General features: G+C 41.7%; 19 protein-coding genes. 3 read left to right on the forward strand and 16 right to left on the reverse strand.

Annotated features, from left to right (window positions below):
- Nucleotide 1: 1 nt before the first annotated feature.
- From BM008_RS09245 to BM008_RS09275, 8 genes are all read right to left on the reverse strand, one after another.
- On the reverse strand, nucleotides 2–673 hold the full coding sequence (locus tag BM008_RS09245) for a CehA/McbA family metallohydrolase (RefSeq protein WP_091936267.1): 672 nt from the start codon (nucleotides 671–673) through the stop codon (nucleotides 2–4).
- Between the two features lie 211 nt (nucleotides 674–884).
- Nucleotides 885–2,135 (reverse strand): GTPase HflX, encoded by a 1,251-nt coding sequence (gene hflX / locus BM008_RS09250; protein ID WP_091936360.1) that lies wholly within the window; start codon nucleotides 2,133–2,135, stop codon nucleotides 885–887.
- Nucleotides 2,136–2,168: 33 nt separating this feature from the next.
- On the reverse strand, nucleotides 2,169–2,561 hold the full coding sequence (locus BM008_RS09255; protein WP_091936268.1) for a DUF2209 domain-containing protein: 393 nt from the start codon (nucleotides 2,559–2,561) through the stop codon (nucleotides 2,169–2,171).
- A 74-nt stretch (nucleotides 2,562–2,635) separates the two neighbouring features.
- Nucleotides 2,636–3,694, reverse strand: a complete 1,059-nt coding sequence (endA, locus tag BM008_RS09260; protein ID WP_091936270.1) for a tRNA-intron lyase — start codon at nucleotides 3,692–3,694, stop codon at nucleotides 2,636–2,638.
- A gap of 143 nt (nucleotides 3,695–3,837) precedes the next feature.
- Nucleotides 3,838–10,116, reverse strand: coding sequence for an S-layer protein domain-containing protein (locus tag BM008_RS09265; protein WP_143072328.1), 6,279 nt, complete (start codon nucleotides 10,114–10,116; stop codon nucleotides 3,838–3,840).
- A 166-nt stretch (nucleotides 10,117–10,282) separates the two neighbouring features.
- Nucleotides 10,283–11,956, reverse strand: coding sequence for an alpha-glucan family phosphorylase (gene glgP / locus BM008_RS09270; RefSeq protein ID WP_245747990.1), 1,674 nt, complete (start codon nucleotides 11,954–11,956; stop codon nucleotides 10,283–10,285).
- Nucleotides 11,957–12,044: 88 nt separating this feature from the next.
- Nucleotides 12,045–12,188, reverse strand: a complete 144-nt coding sequence (locus BM008_RS14910; RefSeq protein WP_177188012.1) for a hypothetical protein — start codon at nucleotides 12,186–12,188, stop codon at nucleotides 12,045–12,047.
- Nucleotides 12,148–12,354: an HAD hydrolase family protein gene (locus tag BM008_RS09275; protein WP_143072329.1), complete on the reverse strand. Its 207-nt coding sequence runs from the start codon at nucleotides 12,352–12,354 to the stop codon at nucleotides 12,148–12,150. The genes BM008_RS14910 and BM008_RS09275 overlap by 41 nt, the downstream gene beginning before the upstream one ends.
- A 793-nt stretch (nucleotides 12,355–13,147) precedes the next feature.
- Here BM008_RS09275 and BM008_RS09280 point away from each other — a divergent pair.
- A complete protein-coding gene (locus tag BM008_RS09280; protein ID WP_342707571.1) occupies nucleotides 13,148–15,319 on the forward strand; it encodes a DUF3160 domain-containing protein in 2,172 nt (723 codons plus the stop codon).
- Between the two features lie 64 nt (nucleotides 15,320–15,383).
- Here the strand turns inward: BM008_RS09280 and cfbB are convergent, their stop codons facing one another.
- The 8 genes from cfbB to BM008_RS14915 form a co-directional block, all read right to left on the reverse strand.
- The gene (gene cfbB / locus BM008_RS09285; protein ID WP_091936276.1) at nucleotides 15,384–16,856 is read right to left on the reverse strand and encodes a Ni-sirohydrochlorin a,c-diamide synthase; all 1,473 of its coding nucleotides are present in this window, start codon (nucleotides 16,854–16,856) and stop codon (nucleotides 15,384–15,386) included.
- An 11-nt stretch (nucleotides 16,857–16,867) separates the two neighbouring features.
- Nucleotides 16,868–17,662, reverse strand: a complete 795-nt coding sequence (gene cfbC, locus BM008_RS09290; RefSeq protein WP_091936278.1) for a Ni-sirohydrochlorin a,c-diamide reductive cyclase ATP-dependent reductase subunit — start codon at nucleotides 17,660–17,662, stop codon at nucleotides 16,868–16,870.
- Complete coding sequence (gene cfbD, locus BM008_RS09295) at nucleotides 17,659–18,789, reverse strand: Ni-sirohydrochlorin a,c-diamide reductive cyclase catalytic subunit (protein ID WP_091936280.1); 1,131 nt, start codon at nucleotides 18,787–18,789, stop codon at nucleotides 17,659–17,661. Before cfbD ends, cfbC begins: the two co-directional genes overlap by 4 nt.
- Nucleotides 18,790–18,939: 150 nt before the next feature.
- Nucleotides 18,940–20,307 carry a coenzyme F430 synthase gene (gene cfbE / locus BM008_RS09300; protein WP_091936282.1) on the reverse strand — a complete coding sequence of 456 codons (1,368 nt, stop codon included), beginning with the start codon at nucleotides 20,305–20,307 and terminating at the stop codon, nucleotides 18,940–18,942.
- A gap of 85 nt (nucleotides 20,308–20,392) precedes the next feature.
- Entirely contained in the window at nucleotides 20,393–21,016 is a 624-nt protein-coding gene (locus tag BM008_RS09305) for a DUF2150 family protein (RefSeq protein WP_091936284.1), read from the reverse strand.
- 82 nt (nucleotides 21,017–21,098) lie between these two features.
- Nucleotides 21,099–21,548 (reverse strand): UPF0179 family protein, encoded by a 450-nt coding sequence (locus BM008_RS09310; protein WP_091936286.1) that lies wholly within the window; start codon nucleotides 21,546–21,548, stop codon nucleotides 21,099–21,101.
- Between the two features lie 51 nt (nucleotides 21,549–21,599).
- Nucleotides 21,600–22,634 (reverse strand): NAD(P)-dependent glycerol-1-phosphate dehydrogenase, encoded by a 1,035-nt coding sequence (locus BM008_RS09315; RefSeq protein ID WP_091936363.1) that lies wholly within the window; start codon nucleotides 22,632–22,634, stop codon nucleotides 21,600–21,602.
- A gap of 69 nt (nucleotides 22,635–22,703) precedes the next feature.
- On the reverse strand, nucleotides 22,704–22,841 hold the full coding sequence (locus BM008_RS14915; protein ID WP_177188032.1) for a hypothetical protein: 138 nt from the start codon (nucleotides 22,839–22,841) through the stop codon (nucleotides 22,704–22,706).
- A 58-nt stretch (nucleotides 22,842–22,899) separates the two neighbouring features.
- On the opposite strand from BM008_RS14915, the gene BM008_RS09320 reads away from it, so the two are divergent.
- Together BM008_RS09320 and BM008_RS09325 are read left to right on the forward strand one after the other, a co-directional pair.
- Nucleotides 22,900–23,751, forward strand: coding sequence for a DUF63 family protein (locus tag BM008_RS09320; protein ID WP_091936365.1), 852 nt, complete (start codon nucleotides 22,900–22,902; stop codon nucleotides 23,749–23,751).
- Between the two features lie 3 nt (nucleotides 23,752–23,754).
- Nucleotides 23,755–24,360 carry a stage II sporulation protein M gene (locus tag BM008_RS09325; RefSeq protein WP_091936288.1) on the forward strand — a complete coding sequence of 202 codons (606 nt, stop codon included), beginning with the start codon at nucleotides 23,755–23,757 and terminating at the stop codon, nucleotides 24,358–24,360.
- Nucleotides 24,361–24,402 lie beyond the last annotated feature (42 nt).

The following is a 24,402-nucleotide window of genomic DNA, read 5'->3' on the forward strand; positions in this document are numbered from 1 at the left end:
TTTATCTAATTCCCAGCTTTCTTCCAAGTTTATTCAGATGTCCGATGAACATCTGTTTTACCACAAAGGATACAGGTGTCTTACAACCTCCAGGGCTGGTGCGTCCCGCACGTATAGCATCAAGAACCGATCCAACACTTCTCTCATCGACATGGATCTCGGTGTATGATCTACCAACCATTTCAGCCTCATGGGAATCACTACCACCCACCATTGGAAAACCAAGATCAATGGCAGCTTCCTTAGCCTTTTTATTGGGACCATCGGTCACACAACGGGAATTGAGAACCTCTATGGCATCAGCATCCAGACCTTCTATATAGCCTATACCATGTGATGTCAGTTTGAAAGGATGAGGGATTATCACAACAGCACCCTGCTGACGTGCTCTTTTTATCGTTTCCTCAGGAGTTAGTCCGGACTCGATCGGTTCATTTATACCAAGAGCAAGGATATGTCCTTTTGAAGAGCTGACCTCCACACCCGGTATGATAATAAGTTTGGAGCCGATCTCCTTTGCTCTTTTGGAACAGGCGAAACCGCCTTCTATTCGGTCATGGTCACATATGGCAAGACCATCCAGTCCGTTCCTGACCGCATGTTCGAGAATATCATCAAGACTGGCATTGCTATCCTTTGAATAACAGGAATGGACGTGAAGATCGAACTTCATGCAAATACCATAGTCCTCAGAGTTAATAAAGATATTTTAAAAAAGTTGGATAGGAGTTGCGAACGGGCAATAGAATTTTGGTGGTTGGGTGGTTGGATAGGATTGGTGGTACATTAGAGAAGTTAGCACCGTTCGCAAATGTACTAACGACCTTATCGCATATATATATATCGCCAGCTATAAAATTATTTACTATTAAATGAAAAGTATCTCAGGATAACGTTTTCACCAAAGAGATAGCTTTGTTAATTATCTTATCCCGTGCTTCAAGATCGATCGATATACCATCTTCATAGTTGACACTGTGGACAACACCCTCCTCAAATATCCATGCTACAAGAGACATAGCTTCCTCTGACATAGGGAATGACAGGGTGATGCGCTTCCACTCAGGAAGCAGGTCATGTATACTGGCCTTAAGTTCATCGAAACCCATACCGGTCCTCGCAGAGACAGCTACCGGATCCGGTGCCAGATAACCAAGACTTAACATGCGTTCCTGAAGTTCCTCTTCGGATATCATGTCCATTTTATTGAAAACTGTTACAATACCAACATCTTGCAACTGGTCCCACATTGTCTCATGACAGACAAGCAATTTCTTGCGTATGAGCTCCAATGGTTCAGATGAATCCACAACAAGAAGAACAACATCAGCAAGGAATATCTCATCAAGAGTTGACCTGAAAGCATCGACCATCCAGTGAGGGAGATCTTCGATAAAACCAACGGTATCTGTGAGAAGAACATCACGACCCTGCACATTCAGCGACCGGGTCGTGGGAAGCAATGTTGTGAACAACATATCTTTTGACTCTACAGCCTCATCCACAAGTGCATTGAAAAGAGTGCTTTTTCCAGCATTGGTATATCCTGCAAGTGCAACAAGAGAGAAGCCACGGGAATGCCTGTGAGCCCTGAGGGTTTCATTGTCCTTCTGTATGGTCTCAAGTTCTTTCCTGATGCGTATCATCCGGTTCTTTACATCCTGTGCGTAAGAGTCCTCATAACCACCAAGTCCCATGAAACCAGGTCTTTCATCTTTCTTCAAGAGGGATATTACAGCCCTGGCACGAGGGAGTTCATATTCCAGTCTTGCAAGTTCCACCTGTAACTTTGAACGGTGTGTGGTAGCCCTGGTAGCGAATATTTCAAGGATAAGCTGGAACTTATCGATAGTTTCGCAGCGACATGTCTCAGATATATTGTATATCTGCATTGTTGTGAGTGGGTTATGGAAAATGACCTTATCCGGCCTGAGGTCAGCCACTATCTGTGCCAGCTCTTCGACCTTGCCCCTTCCAAGATGGTACTTTCTGTCAGGATGCCTGGTCTGTGTAAGTTCACCAATTATCTCATAACCTGCGGCTCCTGCAAGCTCTCTTAGCTCATTCATCTGAAGCTCGTTCTTCTCATCTTCAGACCGGGGTTCATTTCTTTTTACCAGAATAGCACGCATCATCGACATCCCGGGTTCCTGCATGGACCCCTTATTTCACTGGATATCCAGTTCTTTGAGAAGTAGTTTTCTTGAGCTGAGAGAAACATGATGAGCGATCTCGATACATCTTCTTTCGCTCAAGGATTCCTGATATTTAAGTTCATGAGAGAACATACTATCAATTAACCATTGGGGCTTATTGTAGAAATCACCTGCTTCTGTAACTAGGGTCCCGCTGAACTTCAGTTCGGAAACGGTTTCTTCCACCATCTTTACAACATCAGGAACCTCAGGTGCGGACCTGCTCCTGAATGTCCTTATAGCGATCTGGTTCACTTTCTCCACATGGTCTGCAGTAACTGAAGCAGAGACAGCAGCACACACCATGAAGTATCCGTCCTTTACCTTATGGCGTCCTGAAATGTCCACTGCAATTATATCAAACATCTGCTAAAGCAAAGTCGGCGATATTATATAAATTTGAGCAGTTCATAGAGATAATATCTGATCTTGATCTGAAATTACATCTTTATCCTGCCAATATCGACATACTCGATACCACTGGCATATTCCACAGCATATAACATCTGCTTCCTGACACTGTTAGCAAGTCTTACAGCCCTTGACATTACAGGGAGGAAGAACTCATAGTCCTGAGGAATAGCATGGATGAGATACTCGGAGTGAGGAAGTTTGCTGATAGACTGCACTTCATTGTAGACCCTGAAATGCGTACCGAACTTGAAACCTGTCTTTGGAACAAAACCCCTGCTGCGAAGATCGACATAGGTGTTGTACTTTCGCATGAAATCAGGTTCAATAGAATAGGCCATTTCAGAGAATTGTGTCAGGTCGACCATATCTTCCTTTACACTGTCCTTTATCTCTATAACTCCCTGTTCCAGCAGATATGCAGATTCAACAAGCGATAGCTGCAGACGTTCATTGTCCAATGGTTTACCATAGAATCCGTTCTCATGGAGCAGGTGTGATGCCTGTTCATCCCAGATAAGCACACGGTCCTCAAGCATGGTAGCAGGGATCGTGCTATCTCCTGGAAGAGATGTAGCCATATTACCTTTTATGTCGGCCTTTTTGACCTCATAATATGTGAGATCACTTTCTTCATCAACGATAGCAAGCACCATCTGTTTGCGAACGTTCAGTGCAGCATTGTACTGGGAGATCAGATCATTTAGGAGCATTGGCACGCGTTCGGACCTGACATAGACGAACATCTTTGCCTGGGTCTTACCCGGATGTCCACCTCTTGGGTATACCCTGAAATCCGTTACGCTTGGCTGCACATAATAACCTCTCTCACGGAGATCCTTGTAAACGATGTATTTCAATTCGAAGAACTGCTGTCTTTTTGATGCTTCGGTGAAGAACTCCTCAAAACCAAGGGTCCTGTCATCCAGAGTTATCTCAAGCTTGTTCTTATAAAGCAGATATGCTGCCTCAACTAATGTGAGTTCAAGAACATCGCCCTTTGGACGCCCATAGTATCCGGTGTTATAAAGCTCATTGATAGCCTGCTTCCCGGACTTTACCCTATCTTTGACAAGTTTTCCGATCAAAAAGTTCACCTGAATTGAATAAGAATATTGATACAATGTATATGGGTTCAAATATGGTACTACCTATTTAACCATAGTGGAGTGAAAAATAAAGGATATTCTAAATGAACGTTTCTGATTGAAAAATAAAAGGAAGATTGGCATCAGCCCTTCTTCCTGTGGGCCATACAGTAGCCTGCAAGCAGGAACGCGAGTATAGATACAACACCTTCGAATGCAGGAATGCTCTTTGAAGCTGGTCCTTCCAGATTATCAGTTGATACTGCCTCATCGTCCGCAGATCCTGTTGATATTTCTGTATCTCCCTGATCAACTGACCCTAGTTTTGAATCACCTACTATCGCAAACGGAGAGAATCCCGATGTCGTTGCTTTAAAGTGAAGATACTCATCATCCTCATCAACAAGTTCAGTATCAAGCTCTTCCCATTCTCCATCAGAATAATGAAGAAGTCTTACGCTACCTTCATCAACCTCATTCTCTGCAAGCCATTCCTTACTGACCTTGAAACCTATGACACAATCCTCTATGTTCTCAGAGAAACCTGATTTCCCGACCCATATATTGAGATTGCGATAGACCGTTCCTTCTGGTTCCTTATCCACAAGGGCAGATGTATCATGCAGACACTCCACAGTTGCAGATATCTGTCCCCAGTTTCGGGAAGCTGTGAACTGGATGTATTCTAATTCGTTGTCCTCATCCGTAAAGTCATAGGATGTGACAGAGTCCTTTGTCACGAACTCGGATCTTACGTCCTTGAATGCGATGTTCTCGTAGAGTTCGCCTGTGGTGCCTCCACCACCGCCTCCTCCGCCACCGCCGCCGGAGCTGGTGGATGTTGAAGTAGTAGGTGAAACGGGATTTACCAGGATATTTTCTGAGTTCTCATCGGACCAGTCACCATTGTCATCCTTGACCTTGAAGTAAATTGTGTGATTGCCTACTGAAAGATCAGAAGATGTGAAACTCAGCTCTGTGCTCAACTGACCATCGATATTAGAACGCCAGTTGCAGGCAACTATGGAGCCATCTTGATCGGTTCCGTTTCCTGAGAAGGTCACAGATGATCCGTAGTTTAAAGTGTTGGAAGAAATAACAAAATCTGATACCGATGGTATCTGATTATTTTTATTTACTGTTATTTCATACTCTCTGTAAGGGTAAAAAATCCATGTATCCGTATCTGCCACTCTAAGTTTAATATCATCTGCAAGGTCAACATCTGAACCTTTATCAAGAGTGATGATCTTGTAATTGAACATTCTAATTTCTGTCCATACGGTGTCGACCATAAACACTCCATAGGTATCTCTACTTTTTACATCAAAATAATCATCATAACCAACCAGCCATATACCACTCAGTATAATATAGCTATCAGATGAAGTGGATTTTATCTCATTAATATTTGTGCGGAAAACTGTGATATTCTCAAGAGGTCCGACATCAGTTTTGTATTCCCAGGTTAATTCATCTGTTGAACTGCTAACGTTCTGAATGAACAACATTTCGCCATCTTTGCGAATTTCAATATTAGCTGTGGTGTTGGTATCGACATCGGTTACGATCAATTCATAACCTAGTGGCAATTCCAGTGGTGAACCTATATTAAGAGTATACTCCGAATCAGAATCAATGATCAATCTGGCCAGTTTAGAAGGCACAGTGTCATTAAAAGATACATATCTGTCTCCAAATAAACCTATCAATGTATAGGTCATATTGTTCACTTCATTATTTTCTGGGTCAAAGTCTGCTTTATAGTCTATCTGAACCGGTGATGTTTCATACCACATATACTCAAATTCAATTGTAGAGGATTCAGAGTTAGAATATATCCATGGATGCGTAATTGATAACCGTTCCGTACCAATATTAGTATCTAAATCATATACAAATCCGGCAAAATCCTTGTAATCCCAAGATAGTTCATCATACCACGAAAATGGACCTGAGATTACTGTTCCACGAACTTCATAGTTTTCAGAGGACAGAATATCCTCTTTTAAATAGAAAGATGGTTCATCTGAGTTCGCAACTTTGAAGTCAAATCCTTCACCAAGATATACTTCTGAATTAGACGTTAAATTTAGTTGTTCAAAGTTATACATGGAAATAGAATTTGTGTTTACTTCAGCAACTTCAAGCTCTCCAAACTCGTCTCCTTCTTCGATCTCCAACCAGTCACTCTTATAATCACGAATCCAGATGCCTCCTACTACCGCAAGTCCATCGATCTGGCCCTGGAATACATCAGTTACTAGTAATCTGAAAACTACTATATCATTTTGTTCAGGTATATCAACGCAATATTCCCATGTAACTGAACCATCACTAACATCGATTATTTCAGATGCAATGGACTCACCATCTTTAGTGAATTCCATCCATACTTTGTTATGTTCAACATCAATCATTTTTGCAGTAATAGCATAATTATTAGTGAGCTCAATTGTCGAATTATTTCTAAGAGTATATTTGTCATCTGAATCAACAAGTAATTTAGTCAACTTTCCTGGATTAGTGTCTGAAATTGGTACAAAAAAGTCTCCAAAAAGACAAAATCCTGGATATGTCTGGTTATTTTCAAATGAATTTTCATCTGCAAAATTGGCTGCATAGTCTACTTGAGATATTGTAGTAGAATATTGTACTTCCCCTTCATTAATAGTCCAACCTGTTAAATTTGAACCGTTAATAGCGGTTATGTTGTAGATTCTCAATATTTCAGTTGATATATTCTTATCTATGTCATAGTAGAAGCCTGCAAAGTTAGATCCATTTATCTCAATATACTTTCCATTAGTTTCAATTGATGATATTTCTTGACTATCATATACAGGGCTTCTGATTTCAACATCCATTCCTGCAGGATACGTTGGGAAATATGGAACAACAATGTTCCATTTCCATTTCATAATTGCTGTATCATTTTCATTTGAAACAACAGCAGTAATGGAATGAATTCCCGAATCGGAAATTGTGGGATAGTATGAGGCCGTTATTACCGATTGGTTGATTTGTTCATATTTTCCATCAAGATACCATGTAATATTTACATAGTCGCTTGCATTTATGTCAAAAACAGGGATATCTCCTCGATAACTGATAATTTGCTCAGATAAAGAAGAATCAATATCCAATAATTGATTATTGTCTGTAATACTTTCTTCCCTAAGTAAGCAATAACTTAACGAATCATTTTTTGCAACTTCTATATACAATCCATCTGCAAGCTCAAGGCGTTTATTAGATGTTAAACTCAGTTCATCTTCATTCACGAATATGATCGAGTTATTGCAGATTGTTGCATAGAAATTCCCAAATTCTTCTAGATTATAAATTCCAATTACATCTAAGTAGTCAGCAAGCCAGATTCCGTCAACAATAAGTTGTCCTGATACTGGACTATTCTCTACTGTTCTCAGATGAATTTTCATTACAAGAACATCGTCAATGCCAATTACATTGGTTCTAAACTCACAGGTTGCATCACCTGATACTTCATCCAGTACTATTTGTTTGCTGAAGTTTTCATCGTAAACATTATTGCCTTTTAAAAGTTCAATTGTAAATTGATTATTGTCAAGATCATACGACCTATAGTGTAGCCCATATCCATTCGTAAGTTCAATTTTGTCTCCTGCACAAAGAAGATATTCTTTGTTTGTATCAAGGAGCAATTGCATCAGTTTTCCAGGATTATTAGATTCTAAAGGTACGTAGGTCTTTCCAAACATTCCCAAGACTTCATACTTTTCATTATCTGAATTCAATTCATTACATGAGAAATTAATGTTATGAATTGTAGTAGTATATGTGATGTTACCTGAGTCAATAGTACGTTGTAAATCGCCCAATGGTTGTTTGATAACCAATTTCTCTGTAGAAATATTTTCATCTAAATTATAGTAAAATCCTGCAAAGTTAGAATAGTCAAATGAATCAGGGCCAGTTGCGGTATGACTTGGTATATAATAATATCCCGATCTGTACGAATAATAACTCATATTATGGTTATTTATTTTGATAAGGCAGAAACGAAGGTCATTATCATCAGCAATTTTGAAGAATAGATTGTTTGCCAATTGTAGATTTTTATCTTTTTGCAAGTACAAGGAATTCAAATTAGTCATTGTTATTAAATTGGAATCAACCATTAGGACTTCCATTTCATTGAATGTATATCCCGCTTCTACATTGATAATATTTTCAAAATCAACTAACCATATACCTTCAACAACTACAAGGTCATCGACTTGTCCCGCGAATAGATCAGTAATAAGTAATCTAAAAACGATGACATTATCTTCATCACCAATATCCAAATCATACTCCCATGTTGCAGGACCACCAGAAATATCGATAACTTCATCTTCTAGAAACTCTCCATTTTGGGATAGTTCCATCCAGACTTTATCTCCTTCAACATCTATTTGTTTTGCAGTAAGCGCATACCCTTCCGGGAGCTCTAAAGCAAAACTCTTTCTAATTACATATTTATCGTCACTATCTAAAAGTAATTTTACAATTTCATCTGGATTTTCATCAGAAAGTGATACATATCTCTCACCAAAGAATCCTATTGATGGATAGGTGGTAGGATATGTCGAACCATACACCTCTTCATTATCAAAATCTGCCTCATATGCTACCTGAAGTATGCTTGTATTATACAATATCTGCCCTTCTTCAATGGTCCTGCCATCCGATGATCCGCTAATATTGGTATAATTGAATATTCTTAAGAATTCACTGCCTGCATCAGTATTAAGGTCATAATTGAATGCTCCGAAATTAGAGGAATTTATCTCAATAGCATAGTTACCATTTTCAACATATACTGCATTCTGACCAATAAGAGTCTGAAGGTCAGTTCCATTATATACCTGACTTCTGATATATGCCTCATTGTCATTTTCAACAATCAATAATTCCGATACTTCAGCAGACCATTCATCATCATTATCCTTTACTTTGCAATAGATAGTATGATTTCCTGGTGATAGAGTGTTTGCAGTGAAATAAGCGTCATTGCTCAGTTCTCCATCTATACTTGATCTCCAGTTATATTCCTGAATGTATCCATCATGATCGATACCAATTCCTGCAAAGTGAACTAACTCACCGGTCTTTACATAACCCGGTGAAATTGAGAATATTGAAGCTTCTGGAAGTAGATTCTGATAAGAGTAAAGTGGTAACTCGTCTACATTGTACGAATCGATCGCATACGACCCATCACATATCCCATCATCATTTAGATCCACATGCGTCTGACTGAAATCCGTACCTGAAGGATTGGTCCAGCAATTTCCCCCAAGATATGGGCCACCTGCAATATTTTCACCTGGTGTTAGGGTTATATTCCAGATATTGGTATTGTTGTAGTACTGATAGAAATTATCTGTATTACTGAAGTAATTGTCATAAATAATATTTCCTGAAGAACCGTATCCAAAGTACATTCCACGAATGTAACTGTTCTCAACAACATTGCTTACTATTATGTTCCCCGTATTATCCTTGTTAAGAAATAGACCAAGCCCACCATATACACCAGGAGCGGTGCTTGTTGATGACTGATCATACTCAGAAATTGAGAATTCGTTCAGCATTTTTTGGCTGCTATCTGCAAAAAGATATACATCGAATTCTTTGTTCTCATTTGATGAGATAGGTTCCATACTTGCTGAAATTAAAGTACTTGCTCCAAGAGGTTCAAAATCATAAGTATTGCTAATATTATTGTGCAATATGGAATTGTCATGTGAATATTGATGGAAGTATATCCCATAGACCCCATCACTTTCGAGTGTATTATCTGAGAGAATATTATTACATGAACTTACCAGATCAAAACCAATGAAATTGCCTGATGAATAAGTCGAACGAACAGAATTGTCATCACTTTCAAAAAGACAGAGACCTATAAAGTTGTTTGAAAGCAGGGTATTGTTAACAACCTCATTATTATCAGAGTTGTTCAGGTATATTCCATATTTGTTTGAGCTAACTATATTGTTCTCTATCAAACATCCAGAAGATTCATAGAGGAACATAGCCTTTGACGCATTGGCACCAGTTACAGTAAAGCCATTAACCACTACATTGTCTGCATTTATGCTTATCAGTTTTTCAGTGAGATTGGAAGGCTGGATCACCGTATCTTCTGGATTCCCTGAGCCAGAAGCGATTGAAACCGACCTATCCACCAACAGGTTCTCAGCATATATTCCCGGCATTACGATAATGGAATCACCGGAACTTGCATTGTCTATAGCAGATTGAATTGAAGTATAATCTCCTGTGCCATTACAATCAACGGTTACATTTACAGCTATTGCATTTCCAGTCAGAAGTATGAAAGATAGACACATCAAAATAAAAAATATCGTTTTATAAGTACAGATCTTCAACTAATTACCACCAATTAAAAAATAGTTTCTTTGTATATAACATTAATTAATTTTGATTGTTATATACTAAATTCTTATTATATACAAATGAAATTTATCCGCCCTAAATGGCTCAGACCAATAAATAAAAACAAATGACAGGGCATAAGACCACTTATCCCTTTGCTCACAAGTAAGCTTCTGTAACGTAACGGTGCATCATCCGATGAGTATTGAAATAATATGCGATCATCTCTATTGAATTGTTCATCAGGCTGATCCATTCATCCTTTCTGCAATAATACTTTGGGATCATGATATATTCCAGTTTATTGTAAAGATCATCAAGCTCTATCATCTCGACCTGTTCCGGGGATTTATCAACCTCTGGTTTTGGACCTATGGAATAGCCTGTGACCCCTTCCACACATCCCTCCAGCCACCAGCCATCCAGCACACTGAAATTAACAACACCATTATGGGCCGCTTTCATTCCACTCGTACCAGATGCTTCCAGTGGTTTCTTGGGATTGTTGAGCCAGATGTCAACACCTGATACCATCTTGAGCCCAAGCTCCATATTATAGTTCTCCAGAAAAGCTATCTTTATCTCACCCTTAAGCTCATCTATATACTCAAAGATCCTTTCTATCAGCACCTTTCCCATAATATCTCGCGGATGGGCCTTTCCCGCAAATATCAACTGGATATTTCCTGCCTCATTTACCTTTCTGAGCCTGTCAAGATCAGAGAAGATCAAAGTAGGTCTCTTATATTCAGTAAATCTTCTTGCAAAGCCGATCGTCAAAGTGTCATAATTCATACCAACACCACATTCGGCATTCGCATAGTCAATAAGATCCTTCTTTGCACGTTTATGAGCATCCCATATCTCATTGTCAGGTATACTCCTAACCCTAACAAGAAGCTCCGGTTCATTCGCCCATCCGGGAAGATAGGTATCATAGAGATCCCTGAAATGCTGACATACCCATGTATACGAATGCACACCATTGGTAATAGAAGAGAACTTGTACCCAGGGAACATCTTTTCTGATATCTGCCTGTGTCTCTTTGCCACTCCGTTCACATAATTAGAAAGATTAAGGCCAAGAAGGGTCATATTCAACTGATGTTCACCCCCATATTTCTTGAGAGTCTCAAGATCAGAGTTCTCCCCGATCAACTCTGCCACAACATCATGTGAGAATACATCGTGTCCACTTTCGATAGGTGTATGTGTAGTAAATACACACAGTTCCTTTACTTTATCAACAGACATACCGTTCCGGCGCAATAGCTCGATCCCAAGGAGACTGGAATGTCCTTCGTTCATATGGTATTTGGTGATCTTAAAGCCCAGTTCATCAAGCATCCGCACACCACCGACCCCCAATACGATCTCCTGTTTCAGGCGGTATGACCGGTCTCCACCATAAAGGCTATCAGTGATCTTTCGGTCATCAAGTGAATTACCCTCGACATCTGTATCCAAAAAAAGAACCGGAACCACTTCCTCGGTGAGACTGTGGTGCTCATAAAGCCACGCCTGTACCTTAACATCATGCCCCTTGATAAGTACAGTTACCTCTGCAGGCAAAAGCTCCATGTAATCCGCAGGAGACCATTCCTGTGGATGCTCTGTCTGTGTGCCTTCCTCGTCAAGCTCCTGCATAAAATAGCCTCTCCTGTTAAGGAGAGTAACACCTACAAGTGGCAGACCAAGATCTGCACTGGCTTTTATTGTATCGCCTGCCAGAATACCCAGACCCCCACTGTAAGTAGGCATCTCGTTCTTCAACCCGATCTCCATAGAGAAATAAGCTATCTTGCGGTGTTTTGCACCCATGAAGTGAACCATTTGTCCACACACCCTATATTCTGTAAAACGTTAAACTATAGTAGATATTGTTTTTGACATTAAAAGACTTTTTGATAACGGACTATATTTATGTCTTTAAAAGCTCAAGGTCCTTTAAAGCTGCATTCCTTACCCGTTGCCTGAAATCAGGTACTGCTGAAAGAGCCCTTTTCCAGTCCGGGACCCGTATACTAAGAGAAACATCCAGATATGAACGGATGCCCCGTGTCAAGTTCATCCACGTAGACCTCGATCTCAGCCTTGGTCTTGCTGGTACAGAATACTAGAGGTATCCCCTTCTCTTTCAACATACCTATTGCCGGTAATGCTGCTTCATATGAGTCTGTGTCATGGTCTACCAGAGTGCCGTCTTGATCTGTAAAAACAATGTATTGCATGTGTCCTACTCCCCGAAATGATGTAATGGTATTTTGTCGAGAATTGTTGTTAAAATGATTGGGTAAAGAACGAACAGATAGAGTACTATAGTGGCAAATAAAACAGATAACCAGCCGGACCTGATTTTTTAGGCTCTTTTACATCCTGCTAATTACAACTTTGGACACAGCATTCCTTATGAGCCATTAACAACTTCAGTATTTCAATTGTTTTCAGGATGATAGCAAAGGAACGTGCCGCCTGCGGCGGGTGGTAGTATTGATTTTTGTCTGTTATTGATTTTACAGATCTTAGAAATACAAGGCAGAAGGGTACAATAATTTTAACTAAAAAAGTCATGAATTACTTTAACCATCCCGAAGGGTCCGGCGAAGCCGGCACTATTCCAAAAAGCTGAATAGGATCCTATTGATCGCCCTGAACTCATTTTCTACATACCGACCATTAAAACCAGAATGTTTCCCATATGATCGATATTCTGCAACAATAGCAGGCATAAGCATTCTTACGAGTATTTACGTGAGGAATTCTGCATAGCTAATTGTTTGCTTTTTGTTTTCTGAAATATCTATGTTATCAAGATATTAACTTCAATTGTTTAAACCATTAACATATAATAAACATTCTATTATAGCAATATAAATTTAAATAGTAGTTGCAAACTTCTAATAAATATCAAACAAACTAGTAATAATTTATACTTCATCTCCTATTCACAGATATACTAACGGAAAAGAGAACATGCAAGCAATATTCATCAAATTTCTCGCACTGACAACCATTTTACTCTTTTTGTTCACTGGAGGATGTACTAATCATCCCAGTACTTCTAACAGCGCAAAAGGAACTGAAGAAAATGAGATATTCACACAATACTATTATCTTGAACCACTGGACATTGAACTTCAGGCAGCACAATACGAACTGCCACTTGACACACAGAACATAGCTAATTATGATGGGTTCATCTCAAAAATATCTCTTAATGATGATGCTATTGAAAAGCTTCAGAAGAATGGTTTTGTGGTCATAGAGAATCCTTTCAACCCGGAAGAAGATATCATCACCGACATGTACGGAACACTGGAAAATAATGATATTCCCGTATTCATAAGCTCCGACTCCCTGCTGCATTTATACCATATCCAGTTCGATGGGACACTGCAACGTATAGAGGAAAAAGAGTTCTACAACAGCATCTGGGAAATAGACTACGAACTGCTCCAGAGATCTATTGAGGATCATGATACATCCACAGGAGAAAAAAAGGAAGCGGCTAGAAGGAATATGGCTTATTTTTCAGTGGCACTGAGCCTGCTTGAGCCGGATGATGAACAAATTGCGCTCGATGAAGAAGATGCCTTTTTCTCAGAGGAAGGAAAGTTTAGTCCTGAAGAGGCCGGAGAGTATACATTCGAGATCCCCGAAGCTGTAAAGGAAGAAGTAGAAACAGAACTTGCACTTATAGAAGCCCATGAAGGATATGCCCTCTCACCTATATTCAGCTACCAGGAAGATTATTCCCAGTATGTTCCACGGGGGCACTATACATACTCGGAAAAACTTAAAAACTATTTTAAGGCATTCATGTGGCACGGCCGTATGAGCATGTTGCTCGAGGGTGACCTGATAGGATCAGATGATCCTGAAAAGGATGCCAGGATACAGACCCTGAGTGCCAGCCTTATAGCCTCCCATCTGGAAAACGATGATCAACTTATGGATAGCTGGGAAAGGGTCTACTCAGTAACAGCATTCTACGTAGGTTTTTCAGATGATCTGGGACCCTATGAGTACATAGAAGCCCTTAATTCAGTAATAGGTGGAAACGGAACATTGGAAGGACTTGATATTGAAGCATTAAAGGCAGAACTTGCGACATACAGAAGTCCCGAAATATATGGTGGCACCGGGGATGTGGAAATTAATGAGGCTGACACTGAAGAGCTTGACAAAGCACTGGAACGAACAACAGGATTCCGGTTTATGGGACAGAGGTACATACCGGATTCCTACATGTTCCAGAATCTTGTGTATCCTGCTGTAGATGACAGATACATGCCGAAAAGTCTGGATCTAATGGCACTTCTTGGGTCGAAAAGAGCTTACGAGCATCTTGAAGCACAGGGAGATACCTCTAAGCCCGGATACACAGAACAGTATGAGAAGCTCGAAACTAAGTTCAATGCTTTCAATGATCAGGACTGGACAAGGAACCTGTATTGGTCTCAGCTCTATGCAGTGCAACCTCTTATGAAGGACTATGGGGCAGGATACCCAACTTTCATGCAGACAGAAGCATGGCAGGACAAGCAACTAACAACTGGTATGGCATCATGGGCAGAACTCCGGCATGATACAATACTCTATGCTAAACCGAGCTATACGGTTAGATCAAGTATTCCTCCTGTACCTGAGACGGAAAGAATTATGGGTTACGTCGAACCAGTGCCGGAATTCTACAACCGACTACTTGCCCTTACCCGAATGACAAACAGTGGTCTAAAAGAAATGGACGTGCTTGATATCTACTCAACCAATCGTCTGGAAAATCTGGAACAAGTACTTGAAAGACTGGTGATGATCTCTGAAAAGGAATTGCAGAATGAAGAGCTCTCAGAGGAAGACTATGAGTTCATTGAATCGTTCGGTGAAGAGCTTGAAGGTGTGATAGCTGGTGTCGAAAAGAAAGATCAGAAAACCACAATAGTTGCAGACGTACATACTGACCCAAATTCAGGCAATGTGCTGGAAGAGGGTGCAGGATATGTGGACATGGTAGTCGTGGCCTATAAGTTACCTGATGGCAGGATCTTCATTGGTGCCGGTCCTGTAATGACATATTATGAGTTTGAGCAACCAGTTTCGGAGAGACTTACAGACGAAGCATGGAGAAAGATGCTTGAAAGCTCCCCTCCTTCAAAAACAGAGTGGTCCAGCACTTTTTCTGCCCATTCCATATGAAAATATTAGCGAACAACTGACGAAAGAGAGAGTCAGATACAAATGAATAAAAACAAGAATGAACTCATTTGTTCTGCATCACAAAGTCCACAAAACTTCCCGCAAATTCCCAGTAAGAACTGGCGACCAGATGAGCATAACACCCAAGTGTGTTATCAACTGTAAGTCCGTCCCAGCCATCGATTATGCCGGTTCCCCTGGACAGCCTGATAGCAAACTTCGCATCCTTTGGAAGCTCTGTAACCTCGGAATGGTGGAACTCGTGACCACGGAAGGAATTACCGGTTTTGCCGATCACTGAATCTATTGCAAGTTCACCAATATTGTAACTGACAACACGTTTGTGACCCATGAGACTATGCCCAGGAAGTGCACCGACCATATCATGAGTGGATTCCGGCATTTCTGCCATGTTGTGAGCTCCCTTTCCTTTTACACCTGTGCTGATCTTCTCGGTCAGGTACATCAGACCGCCGCACTCTGCATATATTGGCATGCCTGAACGTGATGCATCAAGAATATCCTCACGCATGGATACATTGTTCTCAAGTTCTGCGGCAAAAAGTTCAGGATAACCACCGCCAAGGTAAAGTCCGTCAACATCGGGTAATTTGCTGTCGTGTATGGGACTAAAGTATCTGATATCGGCTCCTGCCATTTCAAGCAGTTCAAGATTGTCATGATAATAGAAATTGAAAGCCTCATCAAGTGCAACACCGATGACCGGGCGTTCCCCCTCCATCTCACGTGGGATGAATACGGTCTTTGAAGGGCGCTCAAGTGCCGGAGCTGCATTTGCCATTTCAAGCAGGCGGTCTATCTGTATACCATCCTTGATGGTATTCTTAATGAAATCGATACGTTCATCATAGTTGTCGGCACGGCGGCGTTCCTCTATTGCAGGAACAAGACCCAGATGCCTCATGGATATCTTCATTGAATTGTTGCGGCGGATCACACCAATAACAGGGATACCTGTGTAGTGTTCGATAGCCTCTGTTGCTTTTTTAGTGTGTCTTGGACCACCAATGTTGTTGAGGATCACACCAACGATGTTCACGTCCTTGTCAAAGTCCTTGAAACCATTAACAAGCGCAGCAGCAGAGCGTGTAATGCTCCTTGCATTGACGATAAGGATAACAGAACATTTCAGGATCTTAGCTATCTGAGCAGTGCTGCCTGTATCCGTAAAACTGTCAAAGCCTTCAAAAAGGCCACGGACACCCTCGATAACAGCGATATCAGCATCCTCACCTACCTCTGTACCGTGAATGAAAACGTCCCTGACACCCTCCTCATCCATAAGGAAACCATCTATATTACGAGCCCTGCGACCGGTTATCTCAGTATAGTAACTTGGATCGATATAATCCAGTCCCACCTTGTACGGCTGGACCTTGTAACCAGCCTCAGTAAGAGCTGCAAGCAGACCAATGGTAATTGTGGTCTTACCAGAGGATGAACTTCCTGCTGACAGGAGTATCCTTGGTATTTCCTTAACTTTATTATTTCCCGGAACCTTAGGGTTGTCAGACATCTTATCAAACCTTAACGTGTAAGTTCACGAAGTCTTTCATCATCAAGTGATGAAGGCATCACAGAACCTTCATTTGACATAATTGCATGTGCAAGCTCACGATATACACCTGCAACTGATGACTCCGGAGCCTTTTCAAGCACTGAGAAACCATCTCTCTCACAATCCTGTACGATCTGTTCCTTAGGAATGAAAGCCATAAGCTTGGTGCCTATCTCCTCAGAGAACTTCCTTACGATCTCCTCTTCCCTTGTGACACTTCTGGAATTGCAGATAATGCCGGAAAGTGGTGTATCGATCTTTGAGAGTCCCTTGCAAATATTGTTTGCAGCATAGAGCGGCATATACTCACCGGATGTAAGAACGTAAGCCTCATTCACAAGTCCCTTGCGTATAGGTGCTACAAAGCCACCACATACGATATCTCCCGGAACATCATAGATGATAAGGTCCATATCATCAATTGACTTGCACATCTGCTTAAGCTTCTGGATCGCAACGATGATACCTCTTCCTGCACAGCCGATGCCGGGCTCAGGACCACCAACTTCCACACATTTAACGCCCTTGTAACCTTCATGGACGATGTCCTCTTCCTTGATCTCTATCTTCTGCCTGAGAAGGTCAAGGATGGTTGGTATCCTCTTGCCACCAAGGAGTGTGATGGATGAATCGCTCTTTGGATCGCATCCGATTATCATTACTTTGAAGCCTTCATCAGCACATGCTGCTGCGACATTGGAAGCGGTACTGGACTTGCCGATGCCGCCTTTACCATATATGGCTATCCTTTTCTGTTCCATCAGGCTTCCTCCTCGTTCAACATATCCTTTGCCACTTCGCGCATGGTCGCACCGAACTCGGATTCAACAATATTGCTCACACCAAGTGTCTTTGGATGCAGGTCGATCTCAACAATGACATTGGAATGTCCCATATCCTTTAACGGGAACACCTGTCTTGGACCGTTGGTAACTGAGATCACGTCCATGTTCTGGAGATTGTCCATTGGTATGGCATGTGGTACACCAGTGATAACAGCAAAGTCGAAGTCACTGTACTTCTCAGCTATAAGTTCACTTACCCTGTCACCTGCGATCGGATATTCATCCATACCGCCAATGACCTCATGAATAGGGATTCCTTTCTCATTGAAGTCGTTCATGATGCTTGTTGCATGATGACGGACACGTGGAAGACCAAGTGTATCGTCAACGTTTGCCATGTTGATGACATTCTCTGCAACACCAAGTTGTTCAGCCACTTCGTTGATCGCAACGGTGATGTCAGCGAACATGTAACCGGTCTCTTTCTTGGCGTTCATTATGGTTAGGCATTTCTTGCCTTCTTTAAGATAATTGATGACTTTCTCAGCTACCTTGTACTTCAGGTCACCACGTGAAGGAACAAGATATTCCTTACTTGCTGCACCATGGCGTTTCTCAACATTGGTAGCTTCCTCGAGAAGCACTTTCTGTCTTTCAAGTTCTTCTGAATCAATGACACCTGCATCGCATGCTGACTCAAGTGCGATCAATACGCCTTTGGTATTGTTAGGATATCCTGCATGCACTTCCACCTCTATGACAGGTACGTCAAGGTTAGCATCCTGAATAGGCTCACGGAGTTCCTCTCCGATGATCATACTGGCACATGTTCCTACAACGCCAATGAGCTTTGGATCGAACATCTCATTGACCTTGCTGAGCAGGGAGGAAAGCTCATCACGTCCTCCAAAGACGAAACCGTTCTCATCAAGAGCTGTTGTCACAACGTGTATGCCATCTTCCTCTAGCAGCCTTGCATGTTTGAATGAACATCCAGGCGGACCATGGAGTATTGCAACATCAACATTCAGATCACGCAGTGTATATAACGCAGCCACGATGGAACTGGGCCGCGGGTGTATTATAGAAATATCGTTTTCAGCCATATGTATCCCGATATACTTCTTTGATTATTATAAATATTTAATTTCGTAATAAATAGTATACTTAAAGTAAGTCTATTTTTCTGCACTATCTATTCCTTTATCATATAAAGGACTGATCATAATGAAAGAACAGAGATAAAATAAACCTTATCACCTGAAACATTTCACGCATGAGAGAAGAAGATCTTCCTGCGATGAAAGTCCTGCTGCCATGTCAAGTCCTTCCTCAAGTCCTGGTGAATGCATAATATTATCTGAAACTATTCCCTGCATCCTCTCACCTACAAGTATGATCGTTTCAAGATCATTACCACGTCTGTTGATGAACTCTGACACATCTTCGGGAGGCAGACCCTCACAGACCTGGGCAGCCTCTTCACCCAGCACCATGATGATCCTGACGGATTTCCCGGTTTTGCTCAAAGCATAGTCAAGTGCCTTTTCAACAGAACGTATATCCATTCCGGAATTGGAATTGTCGATAAGTTCCCTGCCTGAGAACATCTTCTTCTGCATACGTCCCTGTAAGCCTTCAAAGGAGCAAATAACGGAAGATATATCGTCTACAGGAATACCCATCCAAAGTGCCACAGATGTTGAAACTGCAAAAGCAGTTGCATATGATGTGGAATTGTAATTTGATGAGAGAGATGAAGTAAAGGTCCCTTCACTATTTTCCACAATGATACCATCATCCCCGAAATACGCCTTAAGGTCAGCATTGATATCTTTTGAATCGCTGAAGGTGCGGTATTGTCTGCCGTTATCTTCAGCCATATCCAGTGCCTTATGGTCACGTATATTCAGAAAGAAGAGCTCATCCGGTCTGCCATAGCCAAGCACACTTATCTTTGAATCGCTGGCACTGGAAGTCGATGCTGCGATAAGATAGTCAGGCTCCAGTGTGGTAATAATTCCCACATCAGCATATCCGGTAAGACCTATTGACACCTCAAGAATGTAACAGTCCGCAGAGACACCAAGTTCTTTCAATTTATCAACAGCAAGCAGGATGCTTCCGGGAGCTATGCTCAGGCCCAGATGAAGAACACGGGAAATTCCCTTCTCCCACAGTTCCAGACCACGAGAGGTATGAAGCACTACCTGCATCCTCATGGAAAGAATAGCAGCAAGCAATGATGCAGAGCTGGTCTTTGCCTTGGAACCGGTGATCTCGATGACCTTAGCACCTTCAAGAGATCCGGTCATTGACAATATATGACCTACAGCCCTGTGGTGTGTCATTATCTCAATATTCTTTTCCCTTCCTCCGGAAAGCATTGGATATTCCGGATCCAAATGTGCAGGACTTACTATCAGATCAAAGCCATCAACAGGCACAGCCTCTTTTGATGTTTTAATTCCATGGGCTGACCCAAGTACAGAGAGAGTGTTCTCATCGACAGTTCCATAAACATCTATTGCAGTTACATTGAGACCAAGGTCTGCAAGCTTCTCAGCGATAATGATACCTGCATGTGTAAGGTCAAGGACTGCAATGTTGCTATAATTGAACATGTTATCGATATGAATGTGAGCTAAAAGAGAAAAAAGTAAAGTTGAAGGTCAGAATTAAGAACGAAAGGAATGGGAAATAATTCCCTTACTTTCCATCGTCTTCTTCATCATCCTTGTAACTGTCAGAGCCCTGCATTGCAGCGTGGATGGAATCGATACCATCAAGCCATTCTGCAACAAGACCGTAAGGAACCTCTTCCATAACCTTCTCTGAGAGTTCCTTTCCACTGATAACAAGAGCACCGATCTCAGCAATAGTGCCGATCGCGATCTCTATGTCGTCAGAGGATTCCGCTTCAAGAGCAACCTTTACAAGGTCACCGATATCATCTTTCTCATCATAGTCACCAGCTACATATGCTTCACATGCAGCAAAGCCTCCCATGAGAGAGGTCTGAAGAGAATCGATCATAAGGTCCGCATCCTCTGATATAGGATCGATCTCAGCAAGTGCAATATCCCTAATCTGTCCCAGATATTCCAGTGCAGATTCCTGTGGGATCTGTTCTTTCTCATATTTAGCGATGATCTTCAGACATGCAAGGATTATATCATCCTCCATGTTCACAAAGATAGCTCCTGCCTTTCCCTCTGTCTCATCAGATTCTTCTAATTTGAAATCGCTATCTTTTACCTGGTTGATCCAGTTGTTCCAGCGCTCTGCTGTATAAAAATCATGATGGAATCCATCACCTGACTTCCCTGCCATTCAATTACCTCTATGATTATAAATTCGATATTTTTCTTATTCCTACGAATTGCTTTTTATATAAAAGATGTTCGCAACGAAACTACAGTTTAAGTTCTACTTTCTTCAGGGAACATCCTGACACCAGTCCATCTTCCATTGGACCAAGCACCTTTACAACTGTGCATTTGTCCCCTTCCTTAAGACATTCAGGATACAATATATCATACACACTGTCATCGAATTCCGTACATTTTGGAAGTTCATAGCTTATCTTTGAACCTTCCACAGCCTTTCGGGACTCGATCGCTGCAAGTATAGGGGCGCTTTCTACCTCTACTGTCAATACCCCGCCCTCATGGACGAAACAGTTGTGAACTGTATCTCCCCTGAGCTTTGAAACACGGTATTTCCGGCCCGGATCCAGATTCATACAGGTCCGTTTAAGCTTGCATTTGCCGCACTCACGGGACTCTCCCATGAATATGAAATCCTCGCCCTCTTTTGCAAGCCTTGAGCCGATAAGTGTAATGGTAGTGTTGGTTTCTGTCATATTGAATCACCTTGTATATGTTGAGATATAATGATATAATTAATGAAGTGATCATGAAATAACTTTTGTCAATCTTGCAACCTTCTCAGCTGCCTCCGGAGTCAGCCCCGCCCCTAGTACCGTATACCTCTCCGGACGTATCTCATGTGCAACAAGAAGCGCCTCTAATATATACTTATCTTCAATTCCAAGTTCTTCAGCTGTTGTTGGCGCGCCGATGATCTCCAGGCATTCCTTTATCTTCTTCCAGTCGCCACCATGCAGGTACATCATCATTATTGTACCCACACCACACTGCTCACCATGTAAGGCCGAACCCGGTGCAAGCATATCCAGAGCATGGCTGAACATGTGCTCAGAACCTGAAGCCGGTCTTGAAGAACCTGCAATGCTCATGGCAACACCACTGGATACCAGAGCCTTCACAACGATCCTGACAGAACTTTCAAGTTCAGGTTTGATAGCCTCAGGAGAATCCATCAATATCTGGGCCGTCATTCTGGAAAGAGCTGCTGCGTACTCACTGAAAGGTTCATTTCGTAACCTGTGTGCCAGTTCCCAGTCCAGTACCGCAGTATAGTTGGAGATAATATCACCACATCCGGCAGCAAGCAAGCGATAAGGTGCACCGGATATGATATTAGTGTCTGCTATCACAGCCATTGGAGCATTCACTTCGATGGATGTCTTCTTACCCTTATCGTGTATCGATGCCCTTGAGGAAACGATACCATCATGTGAAGCTGCTGTTGGTACACTTATAAAAGGAAGGTCAAGCTGTGTAGCTGCCAGTTTCGCCACGTCTATGGACTTTCCGCTCCCAACTCCCATAAGATACCGGGAATTCGATCCTTCGGCTTCAGAGACAACCTTTTTTACATCATCCATGGATGCTTCTTTTGAGACTATGATACCGGGTTCATAGCCACAGTCATCCAGATGATCGAATACGACATCACCTGCTATCTTCTTAGTGTTCTGCCCTGTGACAATGAAAGCACCTTCCCTGAGTTTAAGATCATCACAAACATCCTTCACATCATAGATGACATCAGGACCCACAACAACATCCCTTGGTAACTGCATCCACTTCTTTTTGCCTTTTGTCGGGATCACTTATATACCTGCCAAAAACTGAATTGCTGAATACGTATATTAGATAAGGGTCAATACCCACCGGACAGTGACCGAGATCATGCCGGATACTATGCAGACCATTGACCTGAAATAATGAACGGGCTTCTGTGCGGACCATCCAGCAAAGGGAATAGCTCGATGACTTCCGCTTCCCATAAACCTATTAAGCGTTAGTTGTATTAGGATATTCCTATATTATGTTACTGCTGTGATTATAATGCCATTGATAGATAAACTTACCCAATTCATTAACAATTATTACATAGACCCTATCCTTCACGATAGTGGCTACAATATAGTGAATACTGTTACGTGGGCCATATTGCTGGGAATATGTATATTCGGCGTTGTCAAACTGCTGAGGAAACTGGATATCGATATCGATGACAGGCTTACGGCAGCAATAGTTCCCTTTGTCCTTGCAGGTTCATCCCTGAGAGTAATAGAGGACACAGGAGTACTTACAACACCTGCAAGTTATATTTTCATAACCCCGAACATCTATTTTGTGGTATTTGCAATAACAGTGTTCTTCCTAATGCTTTCAAAATGGATAGTGAAATTAAAGGGAAGCGGAGATTACCTGAAGAACTTTGCATACTTCGGATCCGCATGGTTCGCTTTGAATCTGGCGATACTGTTCTATCTTGAGGATATGGTCCGTCCATGGCTGCCCGTCTTTGTGATCGGTGCAGCAAGTGTGATAGTCCTGTTCACAAAGTACATCTTTGACAAGATCAGCTTCGACCTGCTCAAGAACAAGATCAACATGGCGATCCTCTGGGTACACCTGATGGATGCATCATCCACCATTGCAGGGATCGATTTCCTTGGATATTACGAGAAACATGTAGTACCTTCATATCTTATAGATCTCACAGGCACTGCATTTGTCATGTATCCGTTAAAACTATCTATATTCATCCCGGTATTATATATACTGGATAATCATTTTGATGAGGACGAGGAATCGGAGACACTAAAGACCTTCCTGAAGCTGGTCATCATAGTCCTTGGATTATCTCCTGCATGCAGGAACACCATCAGGATGGCATTTGGAGTCTGATCCATGCACGACGAGAACACAAGAGAGAGATTCTGGACATACATCGAGGAACTGAAACCTTTTGTCTGGATAAGTCTCGCACTTTTTATTATATCTACAGTAGCGGGCTATGCCTACTATTCCATGGACCCTTCCTATGCATTGAACTCATTGGATGGCCTTGAAGAACTCGCAGAGATGCTTCAGGGATTATCGGCTTTAGAGATAATGCTGCTGATATTCGTGAACAATGCTGTGAAGATGTTCTTCTCGATACTTCTTGGTTTTGCACTTGGAATAATACCATTCGGATTCCTTCTCATGAACGGTTTTGTCATCGGTATATTCGCACATTACCAGACAGTTGAGAATGGAGCATTGTTCGTCATAGCAGGCCTCACACCTCATGGACTTATAGAGGTCCCCATGCTTATTATATCATCAGCAGTTGGAATGAAGATAGGATATGTTGCATTGCAGGCACTCCGTTCGAGACCTGTTGACCTTAAAGAAGAGATCATCAAGGGGATCAAATTCTACCTGCACTGGCTATTCCCACTTATATTCCTTGCAGCTGTAATAGAGACTTTCATAACACCACTGATCATTTACATGGTCACAGGCATTTAAGATCACAAACTCATAACTCCCGGCGTAAACAGGTTTATTAAT

Origin of the sequence: Methanolobus profundi (assembly GCF_900114835.1) — an archaeon.
In the GTDB taxonomy this organism is placed as follows: domain Archaea; phylum Halobacteriota; class Methanosarcinia; order Methanosarcinales; family Methanosarcinaceae; genus Methanolobus; species Methanolobus profundi.

Excerpts from the sequence above, each read along its gene's own strand:
- BM008_RS09245 (WP_091936267.1), bottom strand. The coding sequence starts at position 673 with ATGAAGTTCGATCTTCACGTCCATTCCTGTTATTCAAAGGATAGCAAT.
- hflX (WP_091936360.1), bottom strand. The coding sequence starts at position 2,135 with ATGATGCGTGCTATTCTGGTAAAAAGAAATGAACCCCGGTCTGAAGAT.
- BM008_RS09255 (WP_091936268.1), bottom strand. The coding sequence starts at position 2,561 with ATGTTTGATATAATTGCAGTGGACATTTCAGGACGCCATAAGGTAAAG.
- glgP (WP_245747990.1), bottom strand. The coding sequence starts at position 11,956 with ATGGTTCACTTCATGGGTGCAAAACACCGCAAGATAGCTTATTTCTCT.
- BM008_RS09275 (WP_143072329.1), bottom strand. The coding sequence starts at position 12,354 with ATGCAATACATTGTTTTTACAGATCAAGACGGCACTCTGGTAGACCAT.
- cfbB (WP_091936276.1), bottom strand. The coding sequence starts at position 16,856 with ATGTCTGACAACCCTAAGGTTCCGGGAAATAATAAAGTTAAGGAAATA.
- cfbD (WP_091936280.1), bottom strand. The coding sequence starts at position 18,789 with ATGGCTGAAAACGATATTTCTATAATACACCCGCGGCCCAGTTCCATC.
- cfbE (WP_091936282.1), bottom strand. The coding sequence starts at position 20,307 with ATGTTCAATTATAGCAACATTGCAGTCCTTGACCTTACACATGCAGGT.
- BM008_RS09305 (WP_091936284.1), bottom strand. The coding sequence starts at position 21,016 with ATGGCAGGGAAGTCAGGTGATGGATTCCATCATGATTTTTATACAGCA.
- BM008_RS09310 (WP_091936286.1), bottom strand. The coding sequence starts at position 21,548 with ATGACAGAAACCAACACTACCATTACACTTATCGGCTCAAGGCTTGCA.
- BM008_RS09315 (WP_091936363.1), bottom strand. The coding sequence starts at position 22,634 with ATGCAGTTACCAAGGGATGTTGTTGTGGGTCCTGATGTCATCTATGAT.
- BM008_RS14915 (WP_177188032.1), bottom strand. The coding sequence starts at position 22,841 with ATGGGAAGCGGAAGTCATCGAGCTATTCCCTTTGCTGGATGGTCCGCA.
- BM008_RS09325 (WP_091936288.1), top strand. The coding sequence starts at position 23,755 with ATGCACGACGAGAACACAAGAGAGAGATTCTGGACATACATCGAGGAA.